Below are 22,148 nucleotides of genomic sequence, written 5' to 3' on the forward strand. Positions count from 1 at the left end.
ACAAGTTACCGGCGTGACAGCTCGATGCAGCGCAGGTGCAGGCGATGCCTAGCCCGTTAACAAGCATGTAGCGTCACGCCGACCCTATGTACAACCCGAACAGTCGAATGGGCCTCACGAGCCCGAATGTAGCAAGGATGGGAAGATCTCACAATGAACAAGAAGGCTACAGCAGGGGTAAATGTTGGCGTGGATGTCGGTAAGACATTCCTGGATATCTACATCCACGAGCGTGATCGGTATTGGCAGATTGAGAACACCCGATCTGATATCGGTAAATGGATTAAGGCGATTCGCCGCTTCAACGTTGAGAGAGTGGTCATGGAGGCCACCGGTCGCTATGAGAGGTTGCTGTATGAGCTGCTGGTGGAGGCGGGGCTACCGGTGGTTATCGTGAACCCGCGGAACGTGCGCCGGTATGCGGGCGCCGCAGGGCAGCTCGCCAAGACCGACAAGGTCGATGCCAAGCTGATTGCCGCTTTCGGGGCTGTGATGCAACCAGAGGTATTGCCGCCCGAGTCGAAAATTCAACGGCAGATCAAAGACTTACTGGCACGGCGCCGTCAGGTTATGACCATGCGCACCATGGAGCTTAACCGGGCTAAAATCATGCCCAAAGCATTCCAGGCTGACTATCGCCGCCACATCAAGTTCCTGGATAAGGAAATCGAGCGCGTGGATCAGAAGCTGGATAAGGCGGTAAAGAGTGAGGAGCTCTGGCGCGCCAAACGGGAACAGCTCGAAACTGTACCAGGCGTCGGCAAGCTGCTGGCCACCACTCTGATCGCGGAGCTGCCCGAGCTGGGAAGCCTCAACCCGAAGGAGATTGCTGCCCTGGTTGGTGTGGCGCCCTTCAATCGCGATAGCGGCATGCTGAGAGGCAAGCGAAGAATTAAGGGAGGGCGGGCACAGGTCAGGACAATCCTGTACATGGCGACGCTTTCAGCGACGATCCACAATCCGATGATCCGTGATTTTTACAGTCGCCTGGTCAGTGAGGGCAAGCACCGGAAAGTCGCGCTGACGGCGAGCATGCGGAAGATGATTGTAGTGCTAAATGCGATGGTGAGGGATGGGACTTACTGGGGAGAGTGCGATGTCAAGCAGGCTGCTTGACATCACAGTCGCTTGTTATGCATGCTGGCTATGGCTTGCTAAACAGACGAGCCCAATAGTTTTTACCCCAATATGCAGCTAGTCGTTCTATATTTAGGAAATACTTTTCAACGGCCTCCGGGCTCTCCTGGTCCAGTTCTAGCCAAGTTTTGCTCGGCGCCAAATACAATGAATATGTATCTCCATCATAAGGCCTGAACTGCCTTGCTTCGAAATCAGGGGATAACAAGCAATTTATTACCAGGAACAACTCTTCATGTTTCAGACCCGATTTGGCCTCAACACTTTTTTGGCCATAATGTATTCGAAAAGTATCTTCATCTACCTCCTCCACCAGAAGTTTATCTCCTGTAAGAAAAGCAGAAAATGCATTCACCACTTCGTCTAGTTGATCTCGCCAATCAATAACCACGCAATAATCACTACCACCAAAGACGGCTATAGCCTCCGAATCACCACGTAGAACCTGACTAATTAGCTCCTTGCTCACAGAAGCAGACCTCCAACGCGGACTTTGAATACACAATAAATAATGTCAGATCACCATTTTGGCTTGACATACTATAAATCAAATTAACGTCACAAAGTTGATCTGACCCCATTTATTCTTGCTCGATAAATGCACAGGCGTCAGCAATCACCAGAACTGGACGAGCAGGGTCTGGAAGCCCACCCAAGCCAGGGGTGAGAGGGAAAAGCGCCCCCACTCCAATGAACGCCATAACGTTGATCTACCCCCATTTTCAGACAGCTCAATCGATCCGCCGGCGTGCTGCATTGGAGGGGCGGTTAAGGCCCACGCACCAGGCGTTTCTGATCACGCCTATCCGTTTTCTTTTTGGACTTCTTTTCCTTTTCCCGTTTCTTCTTCTTTGGTTGCTCGTTCTTGGGTTGCTCGCGCTCCTGGCGCGGAGCTGGCTTCGCGGCAGTATTGCGCCGATCATTTGGCGCATTGCGCTGGCGCTGGGGCTGGCTGCGCTTGTTTTGTTGCTTGGGCTTCTCGCGCACCGTGCGGCGATCGGTTGCCGGATCCTCTAATGCAGGAACAACTCGTGGGCCGCGAATGCCGGTGGGCTTGTCCGCGAGTTTAACTGCCCGCTCGTCCCGACTTGGATTCCGACGTGGCTTCCGGCGTTCATTACCGCGATCCCAGCTCCGGTTATCCGCCTGAGACGCCCGCCGCTTTGGCTCGGCTGTGGCAGCAAACCCATGTTCACCGCGTCGGCCACGATGCTGGCGCTCCTCACGACGATCCCGGCCCTTCTCACGATGATCCCGGCCCTTCTCACGATGATCCCGGCCCTTCTCACGACGATCCCAGCCCTTCTCACGACGATCCCAGCCCTTCTCCCGACGATCCCAGCCCTTCTCCCGACGATCCCAGCCCTTCTCACGACGATCCCAGCCCTTCTCGTGTTGATCCTGGCGCTTCTCACGGCGATCCCAGCCCTTCTCACGACGATCCCGCCCCTTCTCACGTTGATCCTGACCCTTCTCCCGGCGATCATGTCGATGCGCGTTGCTGTCATATCTGTCCCGCCGGTCATAACCGTCGTCATGAACGTGCCGGCGCGGCGGTCTGTAGTCGTGTCCTCCGGCATAGCGATGGCCGTGGCGGCGCAAGCGCGAATGCCAGCGATCATTGAAGTTTCCCGAGATAGTCAGATTCGGGGCCGGATACCAGGGGCCACGCCAGTGATTGGCACTGATCCAGTGGTCCTGATACCAACGATAGTAACGCCCCTGTCGATAGAAAACGTCGCTGCGGTCGTAGAATACGTAGACGCCGAGCGTATCGTCGTAGTAGCGATAGCCGGGATCGGTGATCACTGAATAGGAGTAAACCGGAGGAGCCTCCCGGACATAGGTACTCCCGACGAACACCGGCGGGGCTGCTGGGTAGGTGACACAGCCACCGAGCGTCAAAGTGATGGTGAGAGCGGCGAGTAATCGGTATGGGACCTGGCGCATGGTGCGTTTTCCTTGGATTCACACCTGCTTTTTAACCCGGCACAACTGAATCGCCGCTGAATCTACTTTGAACAAATGAATAACGGGGTCAGATCAACATTGTGTCAGGAACACCAACATTCACGGCAAAGCGATGCGCGGCCGACCCAGCGGAGCTTGCGTCACCCGCCGGGCAAACTGTTCCTCGATCTGCGCCTTGAACCGGTCATTACCCAGCGCCAAGCCCCTGTTTAATGCACCCCGGATCTTGTCGAGAGCGGCCGCATCCAGCGCATGGCGGAACAGGGCCCGGTAGCGCTCCTGGCGCTGCTTCGGGTAGCGACCGAGCGCCAGATGCTGCATATGAGGTATAAGCAGGCTGGATGACCCGCCCAGCCCATTGCAGCCATAGCTGGACCAGAAATACTCCCCCGGATCTGGCACCATGCCCGCGCGCACCGGATTTAGCTCTATATACCGATAGCACTGCAGAAGATAATCCTCAGACTGAACCGGGCAGGATTTGTAGCGCTCCTCCCGCAGAGTTTCCGAACGCCGATACTCCCGGTTGAAGTAACGCTCATAAATACGCCCAAGGGCCTGCATCATCCTGCTAGTACCCTAATCAGACTGCGGGGTTACCAGCAGATTGACGTGATTGGTCATCAACACCCAGGCATGTACCTGAATATCGAATTCCTTTGCATACTGTTTTAGCCAACTGGCGTAGGCGATCATGTCCTGTTCTGAACAGAAGCAAACCTGCCGGTTGTTGCCCCGCTGTATGACATACTGCGAAATCCCTGCAGGTCCGAGGCGCGGCAATCTGGCCATCGAGCTTTCCCTTCCCTTTTTGCCAAGGCCATAGACTAATGAATGGAAAACTCAGTGGGTGTTAATAGGTGTCATAATGTTGATGTGACCCCATTTATTTAAGAGCCTCCAATTCAACTAACGTCATAATTTTTATCTGACCCCATCTATTTTTAGGCAACACCAGCATGAACTATCTTAATAGCTCTTTCTGCAAAATTAAGGAGCTCTCCATCTACAATCTGAACCTGATCTGCAGCGGGATTCGTATCGTGATGAAACTGACCAGCATAGCGATTGATCTCATTAAGTTCAGTGGTGATATTTTGCGCGTGGACTAATGGACTCGGAGGTTGGGCATTATTGATTTGATCTATTATCTGTCCAAACAATAACCCGCTGGTTATCATCCCTGGGAATCTCCTATGCAAATAACCTTCAAGCATAGGTCTAATTGACCTCGCTATCTCCATACTGCTTTGTGCATTCCCAGCCATATACTCATCTAATACTCTATGACTCCTGAAGTACGCACCTTCGCACTCCTGATCAACGTTAATCTCATCAAAATCACTATAACGATTAGCGACCGCTTTTAACTTAAAACACTTAACATTATTTGGGTTCTCCGTTCGCAATACGTCATCTCGAAGGTTGCGCAGGAAATGAACATCGTGCGCGAGGACTATAATCTGTTCACAATTATCGTGTAGACGCTTCAATACAGTACGAGTTTGTTGCTTACGATTAAGGTCTAAGCTACACATTGGATCATCGATTACAATTATTTTATTAGATATGTCAGGATCAGACTCTGCCGAGGCTATAAAGAATGCAAAAGCCAATGTTCTTTTGTCACCTTCACTTAGCGATGTCTTAAAATCCGGCACACCACCATTCAACGCAATGTTTCCACCACGCATTTGAAGCGCATAATCGCTTCTTAAGCCGCCACGGTAGTTAAAATCAATATTAGGGATGAGAAATTGGGCGCCAAACCCTCTCAAAAGCTCGTTAATACGATCTTTGTAGCTCTCAAGTGTTAGCTGCATGATCCGATTTAACGTATCTTTTTTTAATTGCTTTTCTCTTTTTGCATCAGCATCCTGATTTCGTTGCTCTTCTAATTGAGCTAGAAGAGCAATAACATCCTGCCTATGACGTGTTTTTGCCAACTCCAAATCACGAATTTGCTGCTGCATGTCCTCAACATTTAATGCAGTCAAACCAGCTTTGTATTGTGAGATCTGTTCTGAAGCGTTCTCAATTGTCTCATTACAAGCGGTAATTACATCTGTAATGGTTTTCCATTGTCTATCGATTAAGTCTTTATCCTCTTCTGTACCAACCTCATCTAGCAAATTGACTTCTTTTCTGTTTTTTAAGTTTTCCAACATTGCTTTAATATTTGAAAGAGCGTTCCTTGCTGAGCTTTCGTCGAATACAGGCGGTGAAACATCTACATGTTCTTGCCAGCCATCTACAACAGCACTAGCTGTTTCAAACCGTGCTCTTAATCGATTAATTATTTCATTATCACAAGCCGCATCCACAAGTGCGGATAGCTGAGCAACATTGGATTTAAGCTGATTATAATCTTGATTAAAATAGCTACGATATGCCTGTATTAGATCCACACCTTCTAAAGATTGATTGCAGAACAGGCAATTTTCTTCTTCTCCATATGCATAACCATCACTTATCCATTTTTCTAAGCGATCTTTGTTATGGTTGCTTAAATGATTCCTTACCCTTTGCTCTGCAGCCAAATCAATATTATTAAGTGATGTGGCAAGAACCCTAAAAATTGGCTCAATATCCAGAGTGGGCAAGGGTAGTTGCTGCGGTTGCGCCTTTGCCTGAATAAGTTCTATATTTCGAGCTTCGACTATTTTTGCATTAAGGGCTAATATTTGCTCATCAGCATTAGGAACTTCTGCAATTTGTTGAAATTGCGCTAATGTTACGCCTTGATGTATGAGTGATAATTGGCTTACTGTTTCGCGAACAGCATTACTGGTCGCCTGGACGGCATTATCTGCATGATCATATTCTCGCTGAGCAACTACTGCGCTCTCACCCAAAGCGAATTGCAAAAGGTTTTTACGTTGATCAGGAGTAACCTTGCCACCGGCGTAAACATTTTGCTCTACAAAGTCAGCATCAAATACTAGAAGTTCCGGGCGCCCAATATTCCAATTACCATTTTGAAATACAGCGCGCTGACCGTTTGAGAACTGAAGTGTTGCTTCAGGGTTTTGATTTCCGTCAATCGTACGGCGATTTAAAAGCAAAGCAGGATTGTTTGTAGAGCAGGAGCGAAATAATGAAGCTAAAGTTGATTTTCCACGCCCGTTGTCCGCATAGATAAAAGTAGCTTTTTGCAATCTTTGGGCTCTTCCATCTGCATCATGCAATAGCCCAATACCTTTTATCCGATGTATTCTTTCTAACATTTAAATCCCTGTTTTACAAAAAGAGTTCGACACTCCGCAATGTCTCAAAGCACATATCGCCGCACTCAGTGACAACTTATTTTGTGAGCGTTTTACTTAGAAATAGATGTGCACAAAACTAGCAAAGGCCCTATAAAATAGGGCTGCCGCTACAGAATATTCTCAACTCTGATACGGCAGCGCAATAACATACACAGCACTTTCAGCTCTAGGTATACCAGTCTGACTCTTACCATTGGGACGATCATAACCTTCACGATCATCCAAAGGTTGAATCATAGCTTCTCGGATAGATTCAACATAATCTTTTGCGTCGTTTATAGCCTTTACTTTTTTACCTACCGAGCACCCCATAACTTGCTCTATAAAAAGCCCCCATCGAGGAGCTTTTGCAATAGACTTATGAGGTGTACGAGCTTGACTGTTATCATACCAAGCATTTAGATCTCTCTTTTCGCTCTGCTTTGGCCGCCAGAAAAGGCAATGATGTATTGCCTGCCGTTTGAACTCACGATTAACGAATGTAGGTAAGCAGTAGAATATTTCCGGGAACTTCATTACTAGATCGAATTGTCCTGGAGGATTATGAAACTTCCAGTTGAGCCGACCGAAGTCTTTTGGTCTCTTTCTATTGTCTTTGTACTCAACTTTTTTAAGCTGTAATCCTACCAGCTTCTTACCAACTACCAACTTTTCATCTGCAGGCCAACTCACCTCTTCATCCGGAGAGACCGCCCAAATCGCAACTTTCACTCCAAGCGAAATGAAGTAATTTTCAATACCTTGGATAATCCAAGCCTCATACTCCCTCTCCAATGGAGTGGAAAATTTAATATCTAATGGATGCATCATAAACCTTGAGAGTTAACGCCTCAATCAGCCGCGTTATTGGCCGACTGCATTGATTTGTTAGGGTTATTGCGACGGTCTATAACCGTTTGCCTTGTGTAAATCGGCGCAACATTAACCCGTTTCATTCCTAAGTCCCGTCTAATATCGACTCTCAAAGCATTAACTAATCCATCCGCACTATATATTTTTTCATCCGACAGTTTCTGTACAAGCTCATTCGTTAACTTTACCTGCTCTTCATTTCCATAAAGGTGAATCATTACAATGGCTTGCTCAACCTCCCGGGCATAGGTTTCAAGCTCACCCTCATGATTTTCCCTTGCAGGGATTCCTTTATCCAATCCCAGACGAATAAGTAGATCGTATGAATTGGATAGGGCTTCGATCCGCCGCTGCCTTCTAGCATTTTTGAGATCCCTTCGCGAAGTGAAAAAGTGAGTAATTATCCACCCAACAGATGCAACCGAAACGATTACAAAAATTTTTATGTAGAACTCCATAGGATACAATTCCCAATACTGCTTAACGGTTTACTCAAAAGACGTGCCTATAAAACTCAGTTCTTTTCAACTCGGCCCGGCTTTACAAGGGATCTATAGAAAAGCCCTCAAAATCAGTAGCTTACCGAAGCTTCGAATATTTCTCTTCAAAATTAGCCTGCAGAGCGTCTTTATAATTCTGGATATACCGCAGTCGATGTTATTAGAATTGCTTTTTAAGTCAATTACTTAGCCTCACACCAATCAATTCAGTGATTCTTGCTGCTGATCTAGCGGTTCCCCACTCCGCTTTGTCTGAATTTTGTACAAAACCTTTCAGGCACAAAAAAGCGAGCCTCAATTGAGGCTCGCTTTTTCGACTTCCGAAGCCAGCTTGAACAGTACCCACCGCTATTCGCGGCTCATACTGCGAAGCAGACTAAAAGGAATCGCCGGGAACTCGCACCCAACCTTCCATCAAAACCCGCGCACTGCGGCTCATAATGGCCTTGGTAGCAGTCCACTGTCCGTTGACCACTTCCGCTTCTGCCCCCACCCGCAAGGTCCCGGACGGATGGCCGAAGGTGACGGCATTACGCTCCCCTCCCCCTGCGGCCAGGTTCACCAGTGTACCGGGGATGGCAGCGGCAGTACCGATGGCAACCGCCGCAGTGCCCATCATGGCGTGGTGGAGTTTGCCCATGGACAGGGCGCGCACAAGCAGGTCGATATCGCCTGCTGCGACCTTCTTGCCGCTGGAAGCCACATAGTCCTTGGGAGGCGCCACGAAGGCCACCTTGGGGGTATGTTGGCGGCTGGCCGCCTCTTCCACGTTGCTGATCAGGCCCATTTCCTTTGCGCCATATGCACGAATAGTCTCGAACATGGCGAGCGCCTTGTCGTCACCATTGATGGCTTCCTGCAACTCGGTACCCACGTACCCAATTTCGTCGGCGTTGACGAAAATGGTGGGGATGCCGGCGTTGATCATGGTGGCCTTTAGCGTGCCCACGCCCGGTACCTCCAGGTCGTCCACCAGGTTGCCGGTGGGGAACATGGCTCCCTCGCCGTCCGCCGGGTCCATGAACTCGATCTGCACTTCGGCCGCCGGGAAGGTGACGCCGTCCAGCTCGAAATCGCCGGTCTCCTGCACTTCCCCATTGGTGATGGGGACCCGGGCGATGATGGTCTTTTTGATATTGGCCTGCCAGATACGCACGGTGCAGGTGCCGTTGTCCGGGATGCGGTCCGGATCGACGAAGCCGCTGTTGATGGCGAAGGCACCCACGGCGGCGGTGAGGTTGCCGCAGTTGCCGGACCAGTCAACGAACGGCTTGTCGATGGCCACCTGGCCGAACAGGTAATCCACGTCGTGGTCGGGCTGCTCGCTTTTCGACAGGATCACGGTCTTGCTGGTGCTGGAGGTGGCGCCGCCCATGCCGTCGGTCTGCTTGCCGTAGGGGTCGGGGCTGCCGATTACGCGCAGCAGCAGGTTGTCGCGGGCTTTTCCTGGTACCTGGGCGGATTCTGGGAGATCCTGTAGGCGGAAGAAGACGCCCTTGCTGGTGCCGCCGCGCATGTAGGTGGCGGGGATTTTGATTTGGGGGCTGTGGGTCATGGGAGCCTCGTTAACTCTCTAATTCGAAAAGGGTACGCCGCCGGGTTGGGTGGATATCCTGTCTCGCCTTGTGCGGCCGAAGGGAGCGGGCGGACACAAGGTCCGCCCCTACGGGCGATACATTTGGGGCCGAGCCGGGTACCGACACGTCCGGGGAGTGGGCGGACACGAGGTCCGTCCGTATGGACGATATTCCCGGGGCCGGGTCGGGCACTGGCACATCCGGGGTGTGGGCGGACACGGGGTCCGCCCCTACGGGTGATACCGCCTGGGCCAGGCCGGGCACCGGCAATCAGGCGACCTCTTCGGCTTCCAGGAAGTCCTTGGCGAAGCGCTGCAGTACGCCGCCGGCGGCGTAGATGGAGACTTCTTCCTGGGTATCCAGGCGGCAGGTTACCGGCACCTCGACCTTCTCACCATCCTTGCGGGTGATGACCAGGGTCAGGGGTGCACGGGGCCGGAGTTCACCGATTACATCGAAGGTCTCGGTGCCGTCGATGCCCAGGGTTTCACGGGTGGTGCCCGGCTGGAATTCCAGCGGCAGCACGCCCATGCCGATCAGGTTGGTGCGGTGGATGCGCTCGAAGCCTTCGGCCACGATGGCTTCCACACCGGCCAGCGCTACGCCCTTGGCGGCCCAGTCGCGGGAGGAGCCCTGGCCGTAGTCGGCGCCGGCGATAATGATCAGCGGCTGCTTGCGCTCCATATAGGTTTCGATGGCTTCCCACATGCGGGTCACCTGCCCTTCCGGCTCGATGCGGGCCAGGGAGCCCTGCTTCACCTCACCGTTTTCGTCACGCACCATTTCATTCAGCAGCTTCGGGTTGGCGAAGGTGGCGCGCTGGGCGGTGAGGTGGTCGCCCCTGTGCGTGGCGTAGGAGTTGAAGTCCTCCTCCGGCAGGCCCATTTTCGCCAGGTATTCACCGGCGGCGCTGCTGGCCAGGATGGCGTTGGATGGCGACAGGTGGTCGGTGGTGATGTTGTCACCCAGCACGGCCAGCGGACGCATGCCTTTCAGGCTGCGCTCTCCCGCTAAAGCGCCTTCCCAGTACGGCGGGCGGCGGATGTAGGTGCTCATGGGGCGCCAGTCGTACAGCGGTTTGCCCTTCTCACTCTCGCCCTTCTCCAGGTCGAACATCGGGATATAGACCTCGCGGAACTGCTCCGGCTTGACGCTCTCTTTCACAATCGCGTCGATCTCTTCGTCGCTCGGCCAGATATCCTTCAGGGTTACCGGGTTGCCGTCCTTATCATGGCCCAGTACATCCTTTTCGATATCGAAGCGGATGGTGCCGGCGATGGCGTAGGCCACTACCAATGGAGGCGAGGCCAGGAAGGCCTGCTTGGCGTAGGGGTGGATACGGCCGTCGAAGTTGCGGTTGCCGGACAGTACGGCGGTGGCGTACAGGTCCCGGTCAATCACTTCCTGCTGGATTTTCGGGTCCAGCGCGCCGCTCATGCCGTTACAGGTGGTGCAGGCAAAGGCCACCACGTCGAAGCCCTGTTGCTGCAGCTCCGGCAGCAGGTCGGCTTCTTCCAGGTACATTTTTACGGTCTTGGAACCCGGTGCCAGGGAGGTCTTCACCCAGGGCTTGCGGGTCAGGCCGAGCTTGTTGGCGTTGCGGGCGATCAGGCCCGCCGCAATCATGTTGCGCGGGTTGCTGGTGTTGGTGCAGCTGGTGATGGCGGCGATGATCACCGCGCCGTCGGGCATCAGGCCCTCTTCTTCCTTCCATTCCTCTTTCCAATCACCCTGGGCAATACCGCGGTTGCCCAGTTCGGACACCGGCAGCAGTGCGTGCGGGTTGGACGGGCCGGCCAGGTTGCGGCCGACGGAGGAGAGGTCGAACTTCAGTACGCGCTCGTATTCGGCGGTTTTCAGGCTGTCTGCCCAGAGACCGGTTTCCTTGGCGAACTTCTCTACCAGGGCTACCTGCTCGTCGTCGCGGCCGGTCAGCTTCAGGTAGTCGATGGTCTGCTCGTCGATGGCGAACATACCGGCGGTGGCACCGTATTCCGGGGTCATGTTGGCGATGGTGGCGCGGTCGCCCAGGCTCAGGCTGGAGGCGCCCTCGCCGAAAAATTCCAGGTAGGCACCCACCACGCGCTCGCGGCGCAGGAACTCGGTCAGGGCCAGTACCATATCGGTACCGGTAATGCCGGGCTGCAGCTTGCCGGTCAGTTCCACGCCGACGATGTCGGGCAGGCGCATATAGGAGGCGCGGCCCAGCATGACGCTCTCGGCTTCCAGGCCGCCGACGCCTACGGAAATCACACCCAGCGCATCCACCATCGGCGTGTGGCTGTCGGTACCGACACAGGTATCCGGGAAGGCGACGCCATCTTTCTTCTGCACCACCGGGGACATTTTCTCCAGGTTGATCTGGTGCATGATGCCGTTGCCGGGCGGGATCACGTCCACGTTCTCGAACGCGGTCTTGGTCCAGTTGATGAAGTGGAAGCGGTCCTCGTTGCGGCGCTCTTCCACCGCGCGGTTTTTCTCGAATGCGTCCTTCTCGAAGCCCGCATGCTCCACCGCCAGCGAGTGGTCGACAATCAGCTGGGTGGGCACCACCGGGTTGACCTTGGCCGGGTCACCGCCCTTCTCGGCGATGGCGTCGCGCAGGCCGGCCAGGTCCACCAGTGCGGTCTGGCCGAGGATATCGTGGCAGACAACGCGCGCGGGGAACCAGGGGAAGTCCAGGTCGCGCTTGCGCTCAATCAGCTGCTTGAGGGCATCGGTGAGCATTTCTGGCTCGCAGCGACGCACCAGGTTCTCTGCCAGGATACGGGAAGTGTATGGCAGTTTTTCATAGGCACCCGGCTGGATTTTTTCGACGGCCTCGCGGGTGTCGAAAAAGTCGAGGTCTGTGCCGGGGAGTTTTTTGCGGTATTCGGTATTCATAGTGTGATCAATAATTTGGGGTCCGCTGCGGGGCCCATCGAATGTTTTGTAGCGGTATTTCTGCAATCAGGTCCAGCGCCCTTCCAGGCTCGGCCTGAAGCACGGCAATCCAACCGAATGCAGACAACCACCGCTGGGCAATGGGAAGGCCCGGTTGACGGTGGCTACCCCCGCGACTGTCTGCGAGAGGGATCTCGCAGACAAGCCCCCATGGATGGGTTTACGGCGGGTCGCGGGGGCGGTCACCGGCGGCCGGGCCGCCACTGCACCTGAGCAGCGGCACAACCCTCACGGCCGGTGGCCGTTAAACGCGATTAGCCGCGCTCCGCGATCGGCGTCACCTTGCGCAGTTCCGGACCGACATATTCCGCGCTCGGGCGGATAATGCGGTTGTCGGCGCGCTGCTCGAACACGTGGGCGGCCCAGCCGGTTACGCGGGACATCACGAAGATCGGCGTGAACAGCTTGGTGGGAATGCCCATAAAGTGGTACGCGGAAGCGTGGAAGAAGTCGGCGTTACAGAACAGCTTCTTCTCGCGCCACATCACCTCTTCACAGCGCACGGATACCGGGTACAGCACCTCGTCGCCAACATCGGCGGCCAGCTTCTCGGACCACTGCTTGATAATGGCGTTGCGCGGGTCGGACTCGGTGTAGACCGCGTGGCCGAAGCCCATGATCTTTTCCTTGCGCTCCAGCATGCCCAGCAGCCCTTTCTCGGCCTCGTCGGCGGAGGAGAACTTCTCGATCAATTCCATGGCCGCCTCGTTGGCGCCGCCGTGCAGCGGGCCGCGCAGGGAACCGATGGCACCGGTGATGCAGCTGAACAGGTCGGACAGGGTGGAGGCACAGACGCGCGCGGTGAAGGTGGACGCGTTGAACTCGTGCTCGGCGTACAGGATCAGGGAAACGTTCATCACCTGCGCGTGCAGCTCGTTCGGCTTCTCACCGCGCAGCATATGCAGGAAGTGGCCGCCGATGGAATCGTCGTCGGTCTCGGTCTCGATACGCACGCCGTCGTGGGTATAGCGGTACCAGTAGCAGATGATGGACGGGAACGCCGCCAGCAGGCGGTTGGCGCGGTCGTACTGCTGGTCGAAGGACTCCTCGCCCTCCAGGTTGCCCAGCATGGAGCAGCCGGTGCGCATCACATCCATCGGGTGCGCGTCGGCGGGAATGCGCTCCAGCACTTCTTTCAGCGCCTGCGGCAGGCCGCGCATGCCCTTGAGGGTGCCCTTGTAATCTGCCAGCTGCGCACTGGTGGGCAGCTCGCCGTTGAAGATCAGGTAAGCGACTTCCTCGAACTCGCAGTGTTCTGCCAGGTCCTTGACGTCATAGCCGCGATAAGTGAGGCCTGAACCGCTTTTGCCAACGGTGGAAAGTGCGGTTTTACCGGCAACCTGGCCGCGCAGGCCGGCGCCTCCTACTTTTTTCTCTGCCATCTTCTGATCCCCTTTTTTAGGAAAGAATTTTTGCTTCGCCATGCCGGGGCCCGGTATGGCGATGGGTAAATATCGAACTCGGGTTTACTTCTTGAACAGGTCGTCGAGCTTCTGCTCGAAGTCGTGGTAATTCAGGTAGTCGTACAGTTCGGCGCGGGTCTGCATGGTGTCCACCACCGCCTGCTGGTCGCCGTTTTCCAGGATGCTGGTGTAGACGTTTTCCGCGGCCTTGTTCATGGCGCGGAATGCCGACAGCGGGTACAGCACCATATCAGCACCGGACTCCGCCAGCTCTGCCTTGTTGTAGAGCCTGGTTTTGCCGAACTCGGTGATGTTGGCGAGGATGGGCACATTCAGCGCATCCTTGAAGGCGCGGTAATGCTCCAGCTCGGTGACCGCCTCGGCGAAGATGCCGTCGGCACCGGCCTCGATGCAGGCCTGGGCGCGCTCGATGGCGGCGTCGAGCCCTTCCTGTGCAAAGGAGTCGGTACGGGCCATGATAAAGAAATCGTCGTCGGTACGGGCGTCAACCGCCGCCTTGATACGGTCGACCATCTCTTCCTTGCTGACAATTTCCTTGTTCGGGCGGTGGCCACAGCGCTTCTGCGCCACCTGGTCCTCGATGTGTACCGCGCCGGCGCCGGCACGGATCATTTCCTTGATGGTGCGGGCAATATTGAAGGCACCGCCCCAGCCGGTATCGATATCCACCAGCAGCGGCAGTTCGCTGGCGGCGGTAATGCGGCGTACGTCCTCGAGCACGTTGTCCAGGCTGGTCATGCCCAGGTCAGGCAGGCCGTAGGAGGCATTCGCAACCCCACCACCGGACAGGTAAATCGCCTTGTGGCCGATACGCTCCGCCATGATGGCGCTGTAGGCGTTGATGGTCCCCACAACCTGCAGCGGGTTGTTTTCGGCGAGGGCACGGCGAAAGCGCGCGCCAGCAGAGAGAGTGTGGCTCATTGGCTACCTCAGTTTGTTTTCTATGTTTTGCCGGGAGGCGCGGATATGGCGGCGCATCAGCAGCTCCGCCAGGTCACCGTCCCCGGCCTCGATGGCTTCGATGATATGACTGTGTTCACGGAAGGCCCGCTGGGCACGGGGGCTGGCCATACCCAGCTGGTACCGGTACATGCGCACCCGGTAGTACAGGCGGTTGCACAGGGTGTCGATCAGCAGGTCGTTGCCGGAGGCCTGCACGATGCGGAAATGGAAGTCGAAATCGCCCTCGGGCTGGAAATAGGCGGTACCGGCCCGCAGCTCTTCCTGCTGCTCATGGTGCTCGAGCATCCGCCGGAGTTCCGCCAGGTCGGCGTCTGTGCGCTGGGTGGCCGCCAGCCGGCAGGCCATGCCCTCCAGCGCTTCACGCACGTCGTAAAGCTCCAGCAGGCCGCGCTCGCTCAGGTCCACCACCCGGGCGCCGACATTGACACGGCGCTCCAGCAGGCCCAGCGCCTCGAGCCGCATCAGGGCCTCGCGCAGGCTGCCCCGGCTGGCCTCAAAGCGACGGGCCAGTTCCGGCTCGCTGATCTTGCTGCCGGCGGCAATCCGCCCCTCGACGATCTCAGCGCGCAGGGTCTCATACAGGCGGTCAGCCAGGCTCTGGCCGGCTACAGCGTTCTGTGAAGTGGCTGCTTTCAAGCTGGGCTTCCCCTACTGGCGCAAGATTGTCGACAATCTGGATGTGGCGGACACCATAAATCAGGTGAAAGCACCCGTCAACCGGCAAAATATGCCCCAATTGTTGACAATAGAGGCGGAAATTGTACGAAAGGCACAATAGTAGTCTTGAGGGCCCTGAGCGGGCATAATAGCGCCCGCAATGGCTGGGCCGTGCCGCCCACCCGGCCACAATCTATCCTTGAGAGTGAGCCAGGACAGGTGGCGGACCGGACCCGCCCACCTCCCCTGAGAGTTGAATCATATTCGTCCGGGCCGCCGGTCTTCGGGTACAGTGACGTTATGCCGAAAAGTATCATCAGGCGCTGGCTGCCAACCCCCGAACAGGTGCGGGCCAACAGGGGCCTGGGCTTTCTGGGGACCCTGCTGCACGATCCCAACCTCTTTCACCTGAACCGGCACTCGGTTTCTGTCGCATTCGCCGTGGGTGTCTTTACCAGCTTCCTGCCGCTACCCGGCCAGATGGTAATCGCCGCCCTGCTGGCGCTGTGGTTCCGCTGCAACCTGCCCCTGTCGATGATACTGGTGTGGATCAGCAATCCGGTCACTATGCCGGCAATTTTCTACAGCACCTACAAGCTGGGCGCCTGGATCCTGGGCACGCCGCCCCTGGACTTCCGGCTGGAACTGTCATGGGAATGGCTGACCGGCGAGGTGGGTAAGATCTGGCTGCCGCTGTTTTTCGGCTCGCTGCTGAGCGGGATCTTCTTCGCGACAGTTTCTTATTTTGGCATGCAGGCCCTGTGGCGCTGGCACGTGGTGAAGCGCTGGAAGATGCGCCTGGCGCGGCGCTCAGCGATCCAGTGAAGCCCCTGGCTGCCCGGGGTTGTTAACCCGATTCCAGCAGTAGGCCACTGCGGAGTAATAGGCCAGAAAAAAGCAGAGCATTACGCCCAGTAGCGGCAACAATTCTGCGGTGCCCAGGCCCTTCTTCAAAAAAAGAATCACCGACACCAGGCACCACAGGTAGAGTGGATAAAGGGTCGCGCAGGTAAACAGCCGGAAACGCCCGAATGGCTGCCCCTCATCGGGACGAAGAAAGGGAAATGGCCACCAGAAGATCGACGGCCGGTGTATGGCCGCCATAAATCGCACAAAACTCATTCCCCCTCCCTGAGACCCTGTTTTTATTTATTGCTCGTTCCGCAACGCTGCTGCCGGCTGCACCCGGCTCGCCTGCAACGACGGGTACAGGGTAGCCACCAGGCTCAGGACAAAGCCGGCCCCCACCACCAGTGCCACGTCACCCCAATGCAGCTGCGAAGGCAGGTAGTCCACCGGGTAGACGTCGGACTTGAGAAACTGGATTCCAAACAGGGACTCGAGCCCCGCCACCAGGTCCGTCACCACCAGTGACCCGAGCACACCGAGCAGGCCACCCACGGTGGCACCAACCAGCCCTACCAGCGCACCCTGGCTGACAAACGTCAGCAGGATCTCGCGGGTGCTGGCACCCATGGTGCGCAGGATGGCGATATCGCTGTGTTTGTCGATCACCACCATCACCAGGGTGGAAACCACATTGAAGGCGGCAATGGCAATAATCAGCAGCACCAGCAGGCCCACCAGGTTGCGCGACATCTGGATTGCCTGGTACAGGTTGCCGTGGGTACGGCTCCAGTCACTGCCGTAGAAATTCTGGGCCGGCAATTCGCCCAGCAGTTGCCGCATGATCCAGTTTGCCTCCAGCATTTCACCCACACGCAACTGGACGCCGGCGCCCCCGGCACCGCCCGCCAGGTTGCGGGCCTGGTCCCAGCTCAGCAGGGCCAGGCTGTGGTCCAGCGCGGTGCCGGAGTGGAATACATCCACCACCTGGAAGCCCGCCAGCCGTGCGGCACGGCGGCCGCCCTCGGCCCCGCCACTGTTGGGCACAATCAGGGACAGGTGCTCGCCCCGCTTGACCCCCAGCTTCTCTGCCAGCCCACGGCCCAGGATCACGCCCGGCTCCGCCGGGTTTTCCAGCGCGGCAAAGCTGTCCGGCGACACGAACTCGCCAATGTTGGAAACCCGGGTAATGGTATCGGGGTTGACCCCCTGGGCCAGCAGGGGCGTGACTTCCCTGCCCTTGCGCGCCAGCGCATTGACCTGCCAGACCTCGGCGGCCGCCTCCACTGCCGGGGCCGCCGCCAGCTGGTCACGGATTGCCGGCCAGTCGACATCGGGACTGCTGTTGTAGATGGTGGCGTGGGGCATGATGCCCAGGATCCGGTCGCGCAGTTCGCGATCGAAACCGTTCATCACCGACATCACCACGATCATCAGGGCCACACCCAGTACCAGGCCCACCATGGACAGGCCGGAAATAAAGGACACCAGGCCGGCGGAGTCTTCACCGCGACGCTGCGCGCCGGCATAGCGCAGGCCGATATAGGTGGGCAGCGGCCTAAACATGGTCGCCCTGCTGCCAGTCACTCTCGAGCCGGCCGTCGATCAGGTGGAGCGTGCGGTCCAGTGCCGCCGCCAGGTCCGGGTCATGGGTAACGATGACAAAGCTGATACCCAGCTCCCGGTTGAGCCTGTCCATCAGGCCGTGGATTTCCCTTGCCGTGGCCCGGTCCAGGTTACCGGTGGGCTCATCCATCAGCACACAGGCCGGATGCGTCACCAGCGCGCGGGCGATGGCGACCCGCTGGCGCTCGCCACCCGAGAGTTGCGATGGTTTGTGGTCGAGGCGTTCCCCCAGCCCCACCGCCCGCAGCATGGACGTGGCCTCTTCCCGGGCCTCGGCAACCGGGCGCTTGCCGATCAGCAGCGGCATCGCGACATTTTCCAGGGCGGAGAACTCCCCCAGCAGGTGGTGGAACTGGTAAACAAACCCGAGGCTGCTGTTGCGCAGCCAGCCCCGTTCATTGGCATTCAGCGTGGCCAGGTCTTTGCCCGCCACCTGGACCTCACCCGAGGTGGCGGTGTCCAGCCCGCCGAGCAGGTTGAGCAGGGTCGACTTGCCGGAGCCAGAGGCCCCCACGATCGCCAGCTTTTCCCCGCGCCGCACTTCCAGCTCCACACCGCGCAGCACTTCCAGCTCGTTGGTTCCCTGTCGATAGGATTTGCGCAGGCTGCGGCAGGACAGGACCACCACATCATTGTGCGTGTCGTTGTTGCCGGTCTCCGGCTTGTCTTGCAGTTCTACTTGGCTGTTCATCATTTATTCGGGCCAGTCATTTTCATTGTCGGTCGCGGCGGCCGTTGCCCGGCGGGCCGCATTCCGGGATGCGTTATTCGTTCGGTGCTTTTACTCGTAGCGCAGCGCCTCGGCGGGCTCAATCTGCGCGGCGCGCCAGGCGGGGAACAGGGTCGCCAGCAGGCTCATCAGGATTGCCGCGGTCAGCACGGTGACGGCGTCCGCGGTCCGGAATTCAGAGGGCAGGAAGCTGACGAAGAAAACCCGCGGATCAAAAATCTTGGCACCGAGGACATTTTCCACCCAGCTCACCATATCGGTCAGGTTGAGGGCAATCAGGATACCCAGAAGCGCCCCGGCGACGGCGCCGATAATCCCGATGGCGCTGCCCTGCACCACGAACACGCCCATGATCTGCCGCGATGTCAGCCCCAGGGTGCGCAACACGGCGATGTCCGAGCGCTTGTCGGCCACCATCAGCACCAGCGCGGAAACAATATTGAACGCAGCCACCGCGACAATGATCATCAGCATCAGTGTGACCACGGTTTTTTCCATTTTCACCGCCTGGAACAGGCTGCCCTGGGACTTGCTCCAGTCTTCACCGCTGAAGCCCTCACCCAGCTCATCCGCATAACCGGAAACCCTGCCCAGGGCGTTGTTCATATCGTCGAAGCGCAACTGCAGGCCCTGTGCCCTGCCGGGCATTCGCAACAGGCGGCCCGCATCCTCGATATGCACCAGGGCCATGCTCTGGTCCACCTGGGCACCGACAGAGAAAACACCGCTCACGGTAAATCGCTTGGTGCGGGGAAAGATACCGGCCGGGGTAATCACCACTTCCGGCAGGGTGAGGATGACACTGTCCCCGGGAATCACATTGAGCTGGCGCGCGAGGATACGCCCCAGGACGATGTTGTAGCTGCGCGGCTGCAGGCTGTCGAGGCTGCCCAGCACCATGTGCTCCCCCACCTCGCTGACATTACGCAGGGCCACCGGATCCACACCCTGGAACTCCACCCCGTAGCTCTCATTGCCGGAACCGAGCAGGGCAAAGCCGCGCACAAACGGGCTCGCTGCCTCCACATGGGGCTGCTGCACCAGTTGTTCGGCGGCGCCGCGCCAGTCCTCCAGGCCTCCCTCTTTCTCCACAAAGCCGTGGGGCACCACGCTGAGGATCCTGGTTTTGAGTTCACGGTCAAAACCGTTCATCACGGATGTCACCACAATCAGGGCCATGACACCCAGTGCCATCCCCAGTAGCGAGAAGCCGTTGATAAAGGAAATAAACTGCTGTCGGCGGCGGGCGGCTACGTAACGCAGGCCGATAAAGAGGGGGACGGGACGGACCCACATAATTCACATAACTCCATTGCGGGGCGGTTGTGGCGCTCTGTTCGCCCATTGCGGCCAGTGGCCATCCGCCCCCGGACCAGCAGGGCCCTGCAGCCCAGACTGGCCACCGGCTGCCCGGCGACATCCCGGCAAGCCTAAAGAGGCGATCATAAGACGTGATTTAAACGGATATGGCGCGAGAAATCCAAGGAATTGGACACATTTACCGCTTGTTGTATCCCTTCAGCTTTTCCCGCAACCGGTCCAGGTCAGCCTCACCCCAGCCCTGCGGTTCGGTCAGTGCCAGCCAGGCACGGACGTAGTCGGCCGGGGCATAGCTGTGGCCGAAACCCATCGGCGCGATACCGGCATGCATGTCCGCCGCCAGATGGAACATGGTGACGATGGGATACCACTGCAGGTCCGGCGAGACTTCGGGCCCGCGCGGCTTGTTCATCCACGCCGGCTTGCTCCACAGCGCATCCGGGGTAAAGAACACTATCGGGTCGCTGGAGTGTTGCAGGAAGGCAAGGCGGAAATCCCCCCAGGGGGCGCTGCCCCGGTCATAACCGCCGAAGTGATTGCCGAACCGCACCACGGCACCGTCGCCAAACTCGGGCAACCAGGCGGGGGAGCCGGGATCGCGGTTGGCGGTAACCGCGCGCCAGGTATCGGTGCGGAATGGCGGCCCGGTCCACAGGGCACCGTGGAAGGGATCATCAATGATGTCGTAGAAGTCGAATGAGCGGTCGGAATTGAGCGCGCCCAGGCTGAGGCCGAAGAGGTACAGCCGGGGCCGGGAATCGCGCGGCAGTGATCGCCAGTGCCCGTATATGGCCTGGAACAGGGCTTCCGCCGACTCACGCCCGTAGGCGTCTTCCGTCATCAGTGCAATCGGGCTCGGCAGGTAGGAATACTGCATGGCCACGCTGGCTATATCACCCCGGTGAAGGAACTCGACGGAATTGATGGCTCCCGGGTCCACCCAGCCGGTCCCGGTAGGCGTAATCAGGATCACCACCGAGCGCTCAAAGCCCCCGACCCGGATGAACTCATCCAGCGCCAGTTTGGCGCGCGCCTCCGGCGTTTCCGCCGCATTGAGCCCCACGTAGACGCGGACCGGCTCGAGGGCCCTGCCAGCCACCTCGCGGATATCGGCCTGTGTCGGCCGCAGGGCCAGGTACTGCCGCCCCTGGTGCCCCATATCCTGCCAGCGCACCAGGGAGTTGGCGCCCCCGGGGCTATCCGGGTTCTCGGGGGCCGGCATATCCGGCGCAATGCGCGCATCGAGTTTCTGGTAAATCGAATCCGTGACCCGCAGGCCGATATTAATCAGGACGTCGTTGACTGCCGCCCAGAACAGCGCGAATGCCGCCACCAGTCCCAGCAACAGGGAGACCCGCCGGGGAATAAAGCGTTCCAGGTGTCGGGACAGGAAGCGCATGATGCGGCGGAACAGCCGCGCCAGCAGGAGAATCACCAGGAAAAGCGCCAGTGCGGCCAGGGTGATGGTCACCGGCCGGCCGCTGTCCACGTCCTCCAGCCCCATCAGGGACCGCACGGAATTCTGCCACCCGGTTGCCTGCCAAAGGAAAGCGAGGGCCAGCAACACACAGGCCACCGCTGTGACCCAACCGATCACCCTGCGGGCACCTTCACGGGGAACAGGCAACTCCAGGAAGCGCCACAACCACACCAGGAGCACGCCGATGCCATAGCCGGCGGAAAATGATATCCCCGACACTATGCCCTGCATCACGGCATCGCGGGGGATCAATGAGGGAGTCAGTGACAGGGCAAAGAAGATGGTGCCAAGCAACACCCCGGGTATGGAGAGGAAATGGGCGAGTCGCATCCGTGACTATCCGCAGGACAGGATTCTTCTCTCAGCCTAGCACAGGCAATCCGATACCCCGGCCAGCGCTGCTGGCCGGTCCCGGGCCAGACTAAAAACGTGAATAATGCCAAATGTTTAGGCACAATATCTGCTTTAATGGCTGCAAAGCTGGCCAGCTTGAGAATAACGACAGAACCTGTTCGCCGGAGAACAAGAATGCACAACAAACCGACTAACCGTGACGCCCTGCCCCGCCTCGGAATGCTGGCAGGTATCCTGGCACTCGGTATCTCAGTGGGAAGCCTGGCTGAAACTGTTGAAGTACCCGTGGGGGAACAGGGCCAGGTCGCCGAGGCATCAACCATGCGCGGACTGGACAAGGACCAGGTAACCGCACGCCTGGGCGAGCCGGTCGGCATCCAGGGCCCTGTTGGCGACCCCGCCATCTCGCGCTGGGAGTATGCGGATTTTTACGTGTACTTCGAGTGGGACAAGGTGCTGCACGTGGTCAGCAAGCCGCGGGGCTGAGGCCCGCCTGCGC

The 22,148-nt window shown here is 57.5% G+C and carries 20 protein-coding genes; 3 read left to right on the forward strand and 17 right to left on the reverse strand.

The annotated features are described in order from the left end of the window. Positions 1 to 153: 153 nt before the first annotated feature. Positions 154 to 1,116 (forward strand): IS110 family transposase, encoded by a 963-nt coding sequence (locus LVE68_RS02065; RefSeq protein ID WP_232942711.1) that lies wholly within the window; start codon positions 154 to 156, stop codon positions 1,114 to 1,116. A gap of 28 nt (positions 1,117 to 1,144) precedes the next feature. Here LVE68_RS02065 and LVE68_RS02070 read toward each other — a convergent pair whose 3' ends face one another. The 12 genes from LVE68_RS02070 to LVE68_RS02125 form a co-directional block, all read right to left on the reverse strand. Further along, a complete protein-coding gene (locus tag LVE68_RS02070) occupies positions 1,145 to 1,606 on the reverse strand; it encodes a hypothetical protein (protein ID WP_232942713.1) in 462 nt (153 codons plus the stop codon). A 299-nt stretch (positions 1,607 to 1,905) separates the two neighbouring features. After that, entirely contained in the window at positions 1,906 to 3,087 is a 1,182-nt protein-coding gene (locus LVE68_RS02075) for a hypothetical protein (protein WP_232942715.1), read from the reverse strand. A 120-nt stretch (positions 3,088 to 3,207) separates the two neighbouring features. Further along, complete coding sequence (locus LVE68_RS02080) at positions 3,208 to 3,675, reverse strand: transposase (RefSeq protein WP_232942716.1); 468 nt, start codon at positions 3,673 to 3,675, stop codon at positions 3,208 to 3,210. A gap of 12 nt (positions 3,676 to 3,687) precedes the next feature. Continuing rightward, positions 3,688 to 3,900: a transposase gene (locus tag LVE68_RS02085; protein ID WP_232942718.1), complete on the reverse strand. Its 213-nt coding sequence runs from the start codon at positions 3,898 to 3,900 to the stop codon at positions 3,688 to 3,690. 152 nt (positions 3,901 to 4,052) lie between these two features. Beyond that, on the reverse strand, positions 4,053 to 6,335 hold the full coding sequence (locus LVE68_RS02090) for an AAA family ATPase (RefSeq protein WP_232942720.1): 2,283 nt from the start codon (positions 6,333 to 6,335) through the stop codon (positions 4,053 to 4,055). Between the two features lie 162 nt (positions 6,336 to 6,497). Next, positions 6,498 to 7,187 (reverse strand): hypothetical protein, encoded by a 690-nt coding sequence (locus LVE68_RS02095; RefSeq protein ID WP_232942722.1) that lies wholly within the window; start codon positions 7,185 to 7,187, stop codon positions 6,498 to 6,500. 20 nt (positions 7,188 to 7,207) lie between these two features. After that, positions 7,208 to 7,687 (reverse strand): hypothetical protein, encoded by a 480-nt coding sequence (locus LVE68_RS02100; protein ID WP_232942724.1) that lies wholly within the window; start codon positions 7,685 to 7,687, stop codon positions 7,208 to 7,210. Positions 7,688 to 8,105: 418 nt separating this feature from the next. Then, on the reverse strand, positions 8,106 to 9,284 hold the full coding sequence (gene prpF, locus LVE68_RS02105; RefSeq protein WP_232942726.1) for a 2-methylaconitate cis-trans isomerase PrpF: 1,179 nt from the start codon (positions 9,282 to 9,284) through the stop codon (positions 8,106 to 8,108). 292 nt (positions 9,285 to 9,576) lie between these two features. After that, entirely contained in the window at positions 9,577 to 12,189 is a 2,613-nt protein-coding gene (acnD, locus tag LVE68_RS02110; RefSeq protein WP_232942728.1) for a Fe/S-dependent 2-methylisocitrate dehydratase AcnD, read from the reverse strand. A 314-nt stretch (positions 12,190 to 12,503) separates the two neighbouring features. After that, on the reverse strand, positions 12,504 to 13,631 hold the full coding sequence (gene prpC, locus LVE68_RS02115; protein ID WP_232942730.1) for a bifunctional 2-methylcitrate synthase/citrate synthase: 1,128 nt from the start codon (positions 13,629 to 13,631) through the stop codon (positions 12,504 to 12,506). Positions 13,632 to 13,715: 84 nt separating this feature from the next. Further along, a complete protein-coding gene (gene prpB / locus LVE68_RS02120) occupies positions 13,716 to 14,594 on the reverse strand; it encodes a methylisocitrate lyase (protein WP_232942732.1) in 879 nt (292 codons plus the stop codon). Between the two features lie 3 nt (positions 14,595 to 14,597). Beyond that, positions 14,598 to 15,272, reverse strand: a complete 675-nt coding sequence (locus LVE68_RS02125) for a GntR family transcriptional regulator (RefSeq protein ID WP_232942734.1) — start codon at positions 15,270 to 15,272, stop codon at positions 14,598 to 14,600. Between the two features lie 321 nt (positions 15,273 to 15,593). On the opposite strand from LVE68_RS02125, the gene LVE68_RS02130 reads away from it, so the two are divergent. Then, entirely contained in the window at positions 15,594 to 16,118 is a 525-nt protein-coding gene (locus LVE68_RS02130; protein ID WP_232942736.1) for a DUF2062 domain-containing protein, read from the forward strand. Here the strand turns inward: LVE68_RS02130 and LVE68_RS02135 are convergent. The 5 genes from LVE68_RS02135 to LVE68_RS02155 all read right to left on the reverse strand — a co-directional run bounded on the left by LVE68_RS02135 (position 16,104) and on the right by LVE68_RS02155 (position 21,625). Then, a complete protein-coding gene (locus LVE68_RS02135; protein WP_232942738.1) occupies positions 16,104 to 16,415 on the reverse strand; it encodes a hypothetical protein in 312 nt (103 codons plus the stop codon). The genes LVE68_RS02130 and LVE68_RS02135 overlap by 15 nt on opposite strands. Before the next feature lie 27 nt (positions 16,416 to 16,442). After that, the gene (locus LVE68_RS02140) at positions 16,443 to 17,705 is read right to left on the reverse strand and encodes a lipoprotein-releasing ABC transporter permease subunit (RefSeq protein ID WP_232942740.1); all 1,263 of its coding nucleotides are present in this window, start codon (positions 17,703 to 17,705) and stop codon (positions 16,443 to 16,445) included. Further along, a complete protein-coding gene (gene lolD / locus LVE68_RS02145; protein WP_232942742.1) occupies positions 17,698 to 18,456 on the reverse strand; it encodes a lipoprotein-releasing ABC transporter ATP-binding protein LolD in 759 nt (252 codons plus the stop codon). Before lolD ends, LVE68_RS02140 begins: the two co-directional genes overlap by 8 nt. A 90-nt stretch (positions 18,457 to 18,546) precedes the next feature. After that, complete coding sequence (locus LVE68_RS02150; protein WP_232942744.1) at positions 18,547 to 19,791, reverse strand: lipoprotein-releasing ABC transporter permease subunit; 1,245 nt, start codon at positions 19,789 to 19,791, stop codon at positions 18,547 to 18,549. Positions 19,792 to 19,993: 202 nt separating this feature from the next. After that, positions 19,994 to 21,625 carry an alpha/beta hydrolase gene (locus tag LVE68_RS02155; RefSeq protein WP_232942746.1) on the reverse strand — a complete coding sequence of 544 codons (1,632 nt, stop codon included), beginning with the start codon at positions 21,623 to 21,625 and terminating at the stop codon, positions 19,994 to 19,996. 198 nt (positions 21,626 to 21,823) lie between these two features. Here LVE68_RS02155 and LVE68_RS02160 point away from each other — a divergent pair, with 198 nt between their 5' ends. Further along, positions 21,824 to 22,135, forward strand: coding sequence for a hypothetical protein (locus tag LVE68_RS02160; RefSeq protein ID WP_232942748.1), 312 nt, complete (start codon positions 21,824 to 21,826; stop codon positions 22,133 to 22,135). Positions 22,136 to 22,148 lie beyond the last annotated feature (13 nt).

The sequence above is a fragment of the Microbulbifer sp. YPW16 genome (assembly GCF_021290385.1).
GTDB lineage: Bacteria > Pseudomonadota > Gammaproteobacteria > Pseudomonadales > Cellvibrionaceae > Microbulbifer > Microbulbifer zhoushanensis.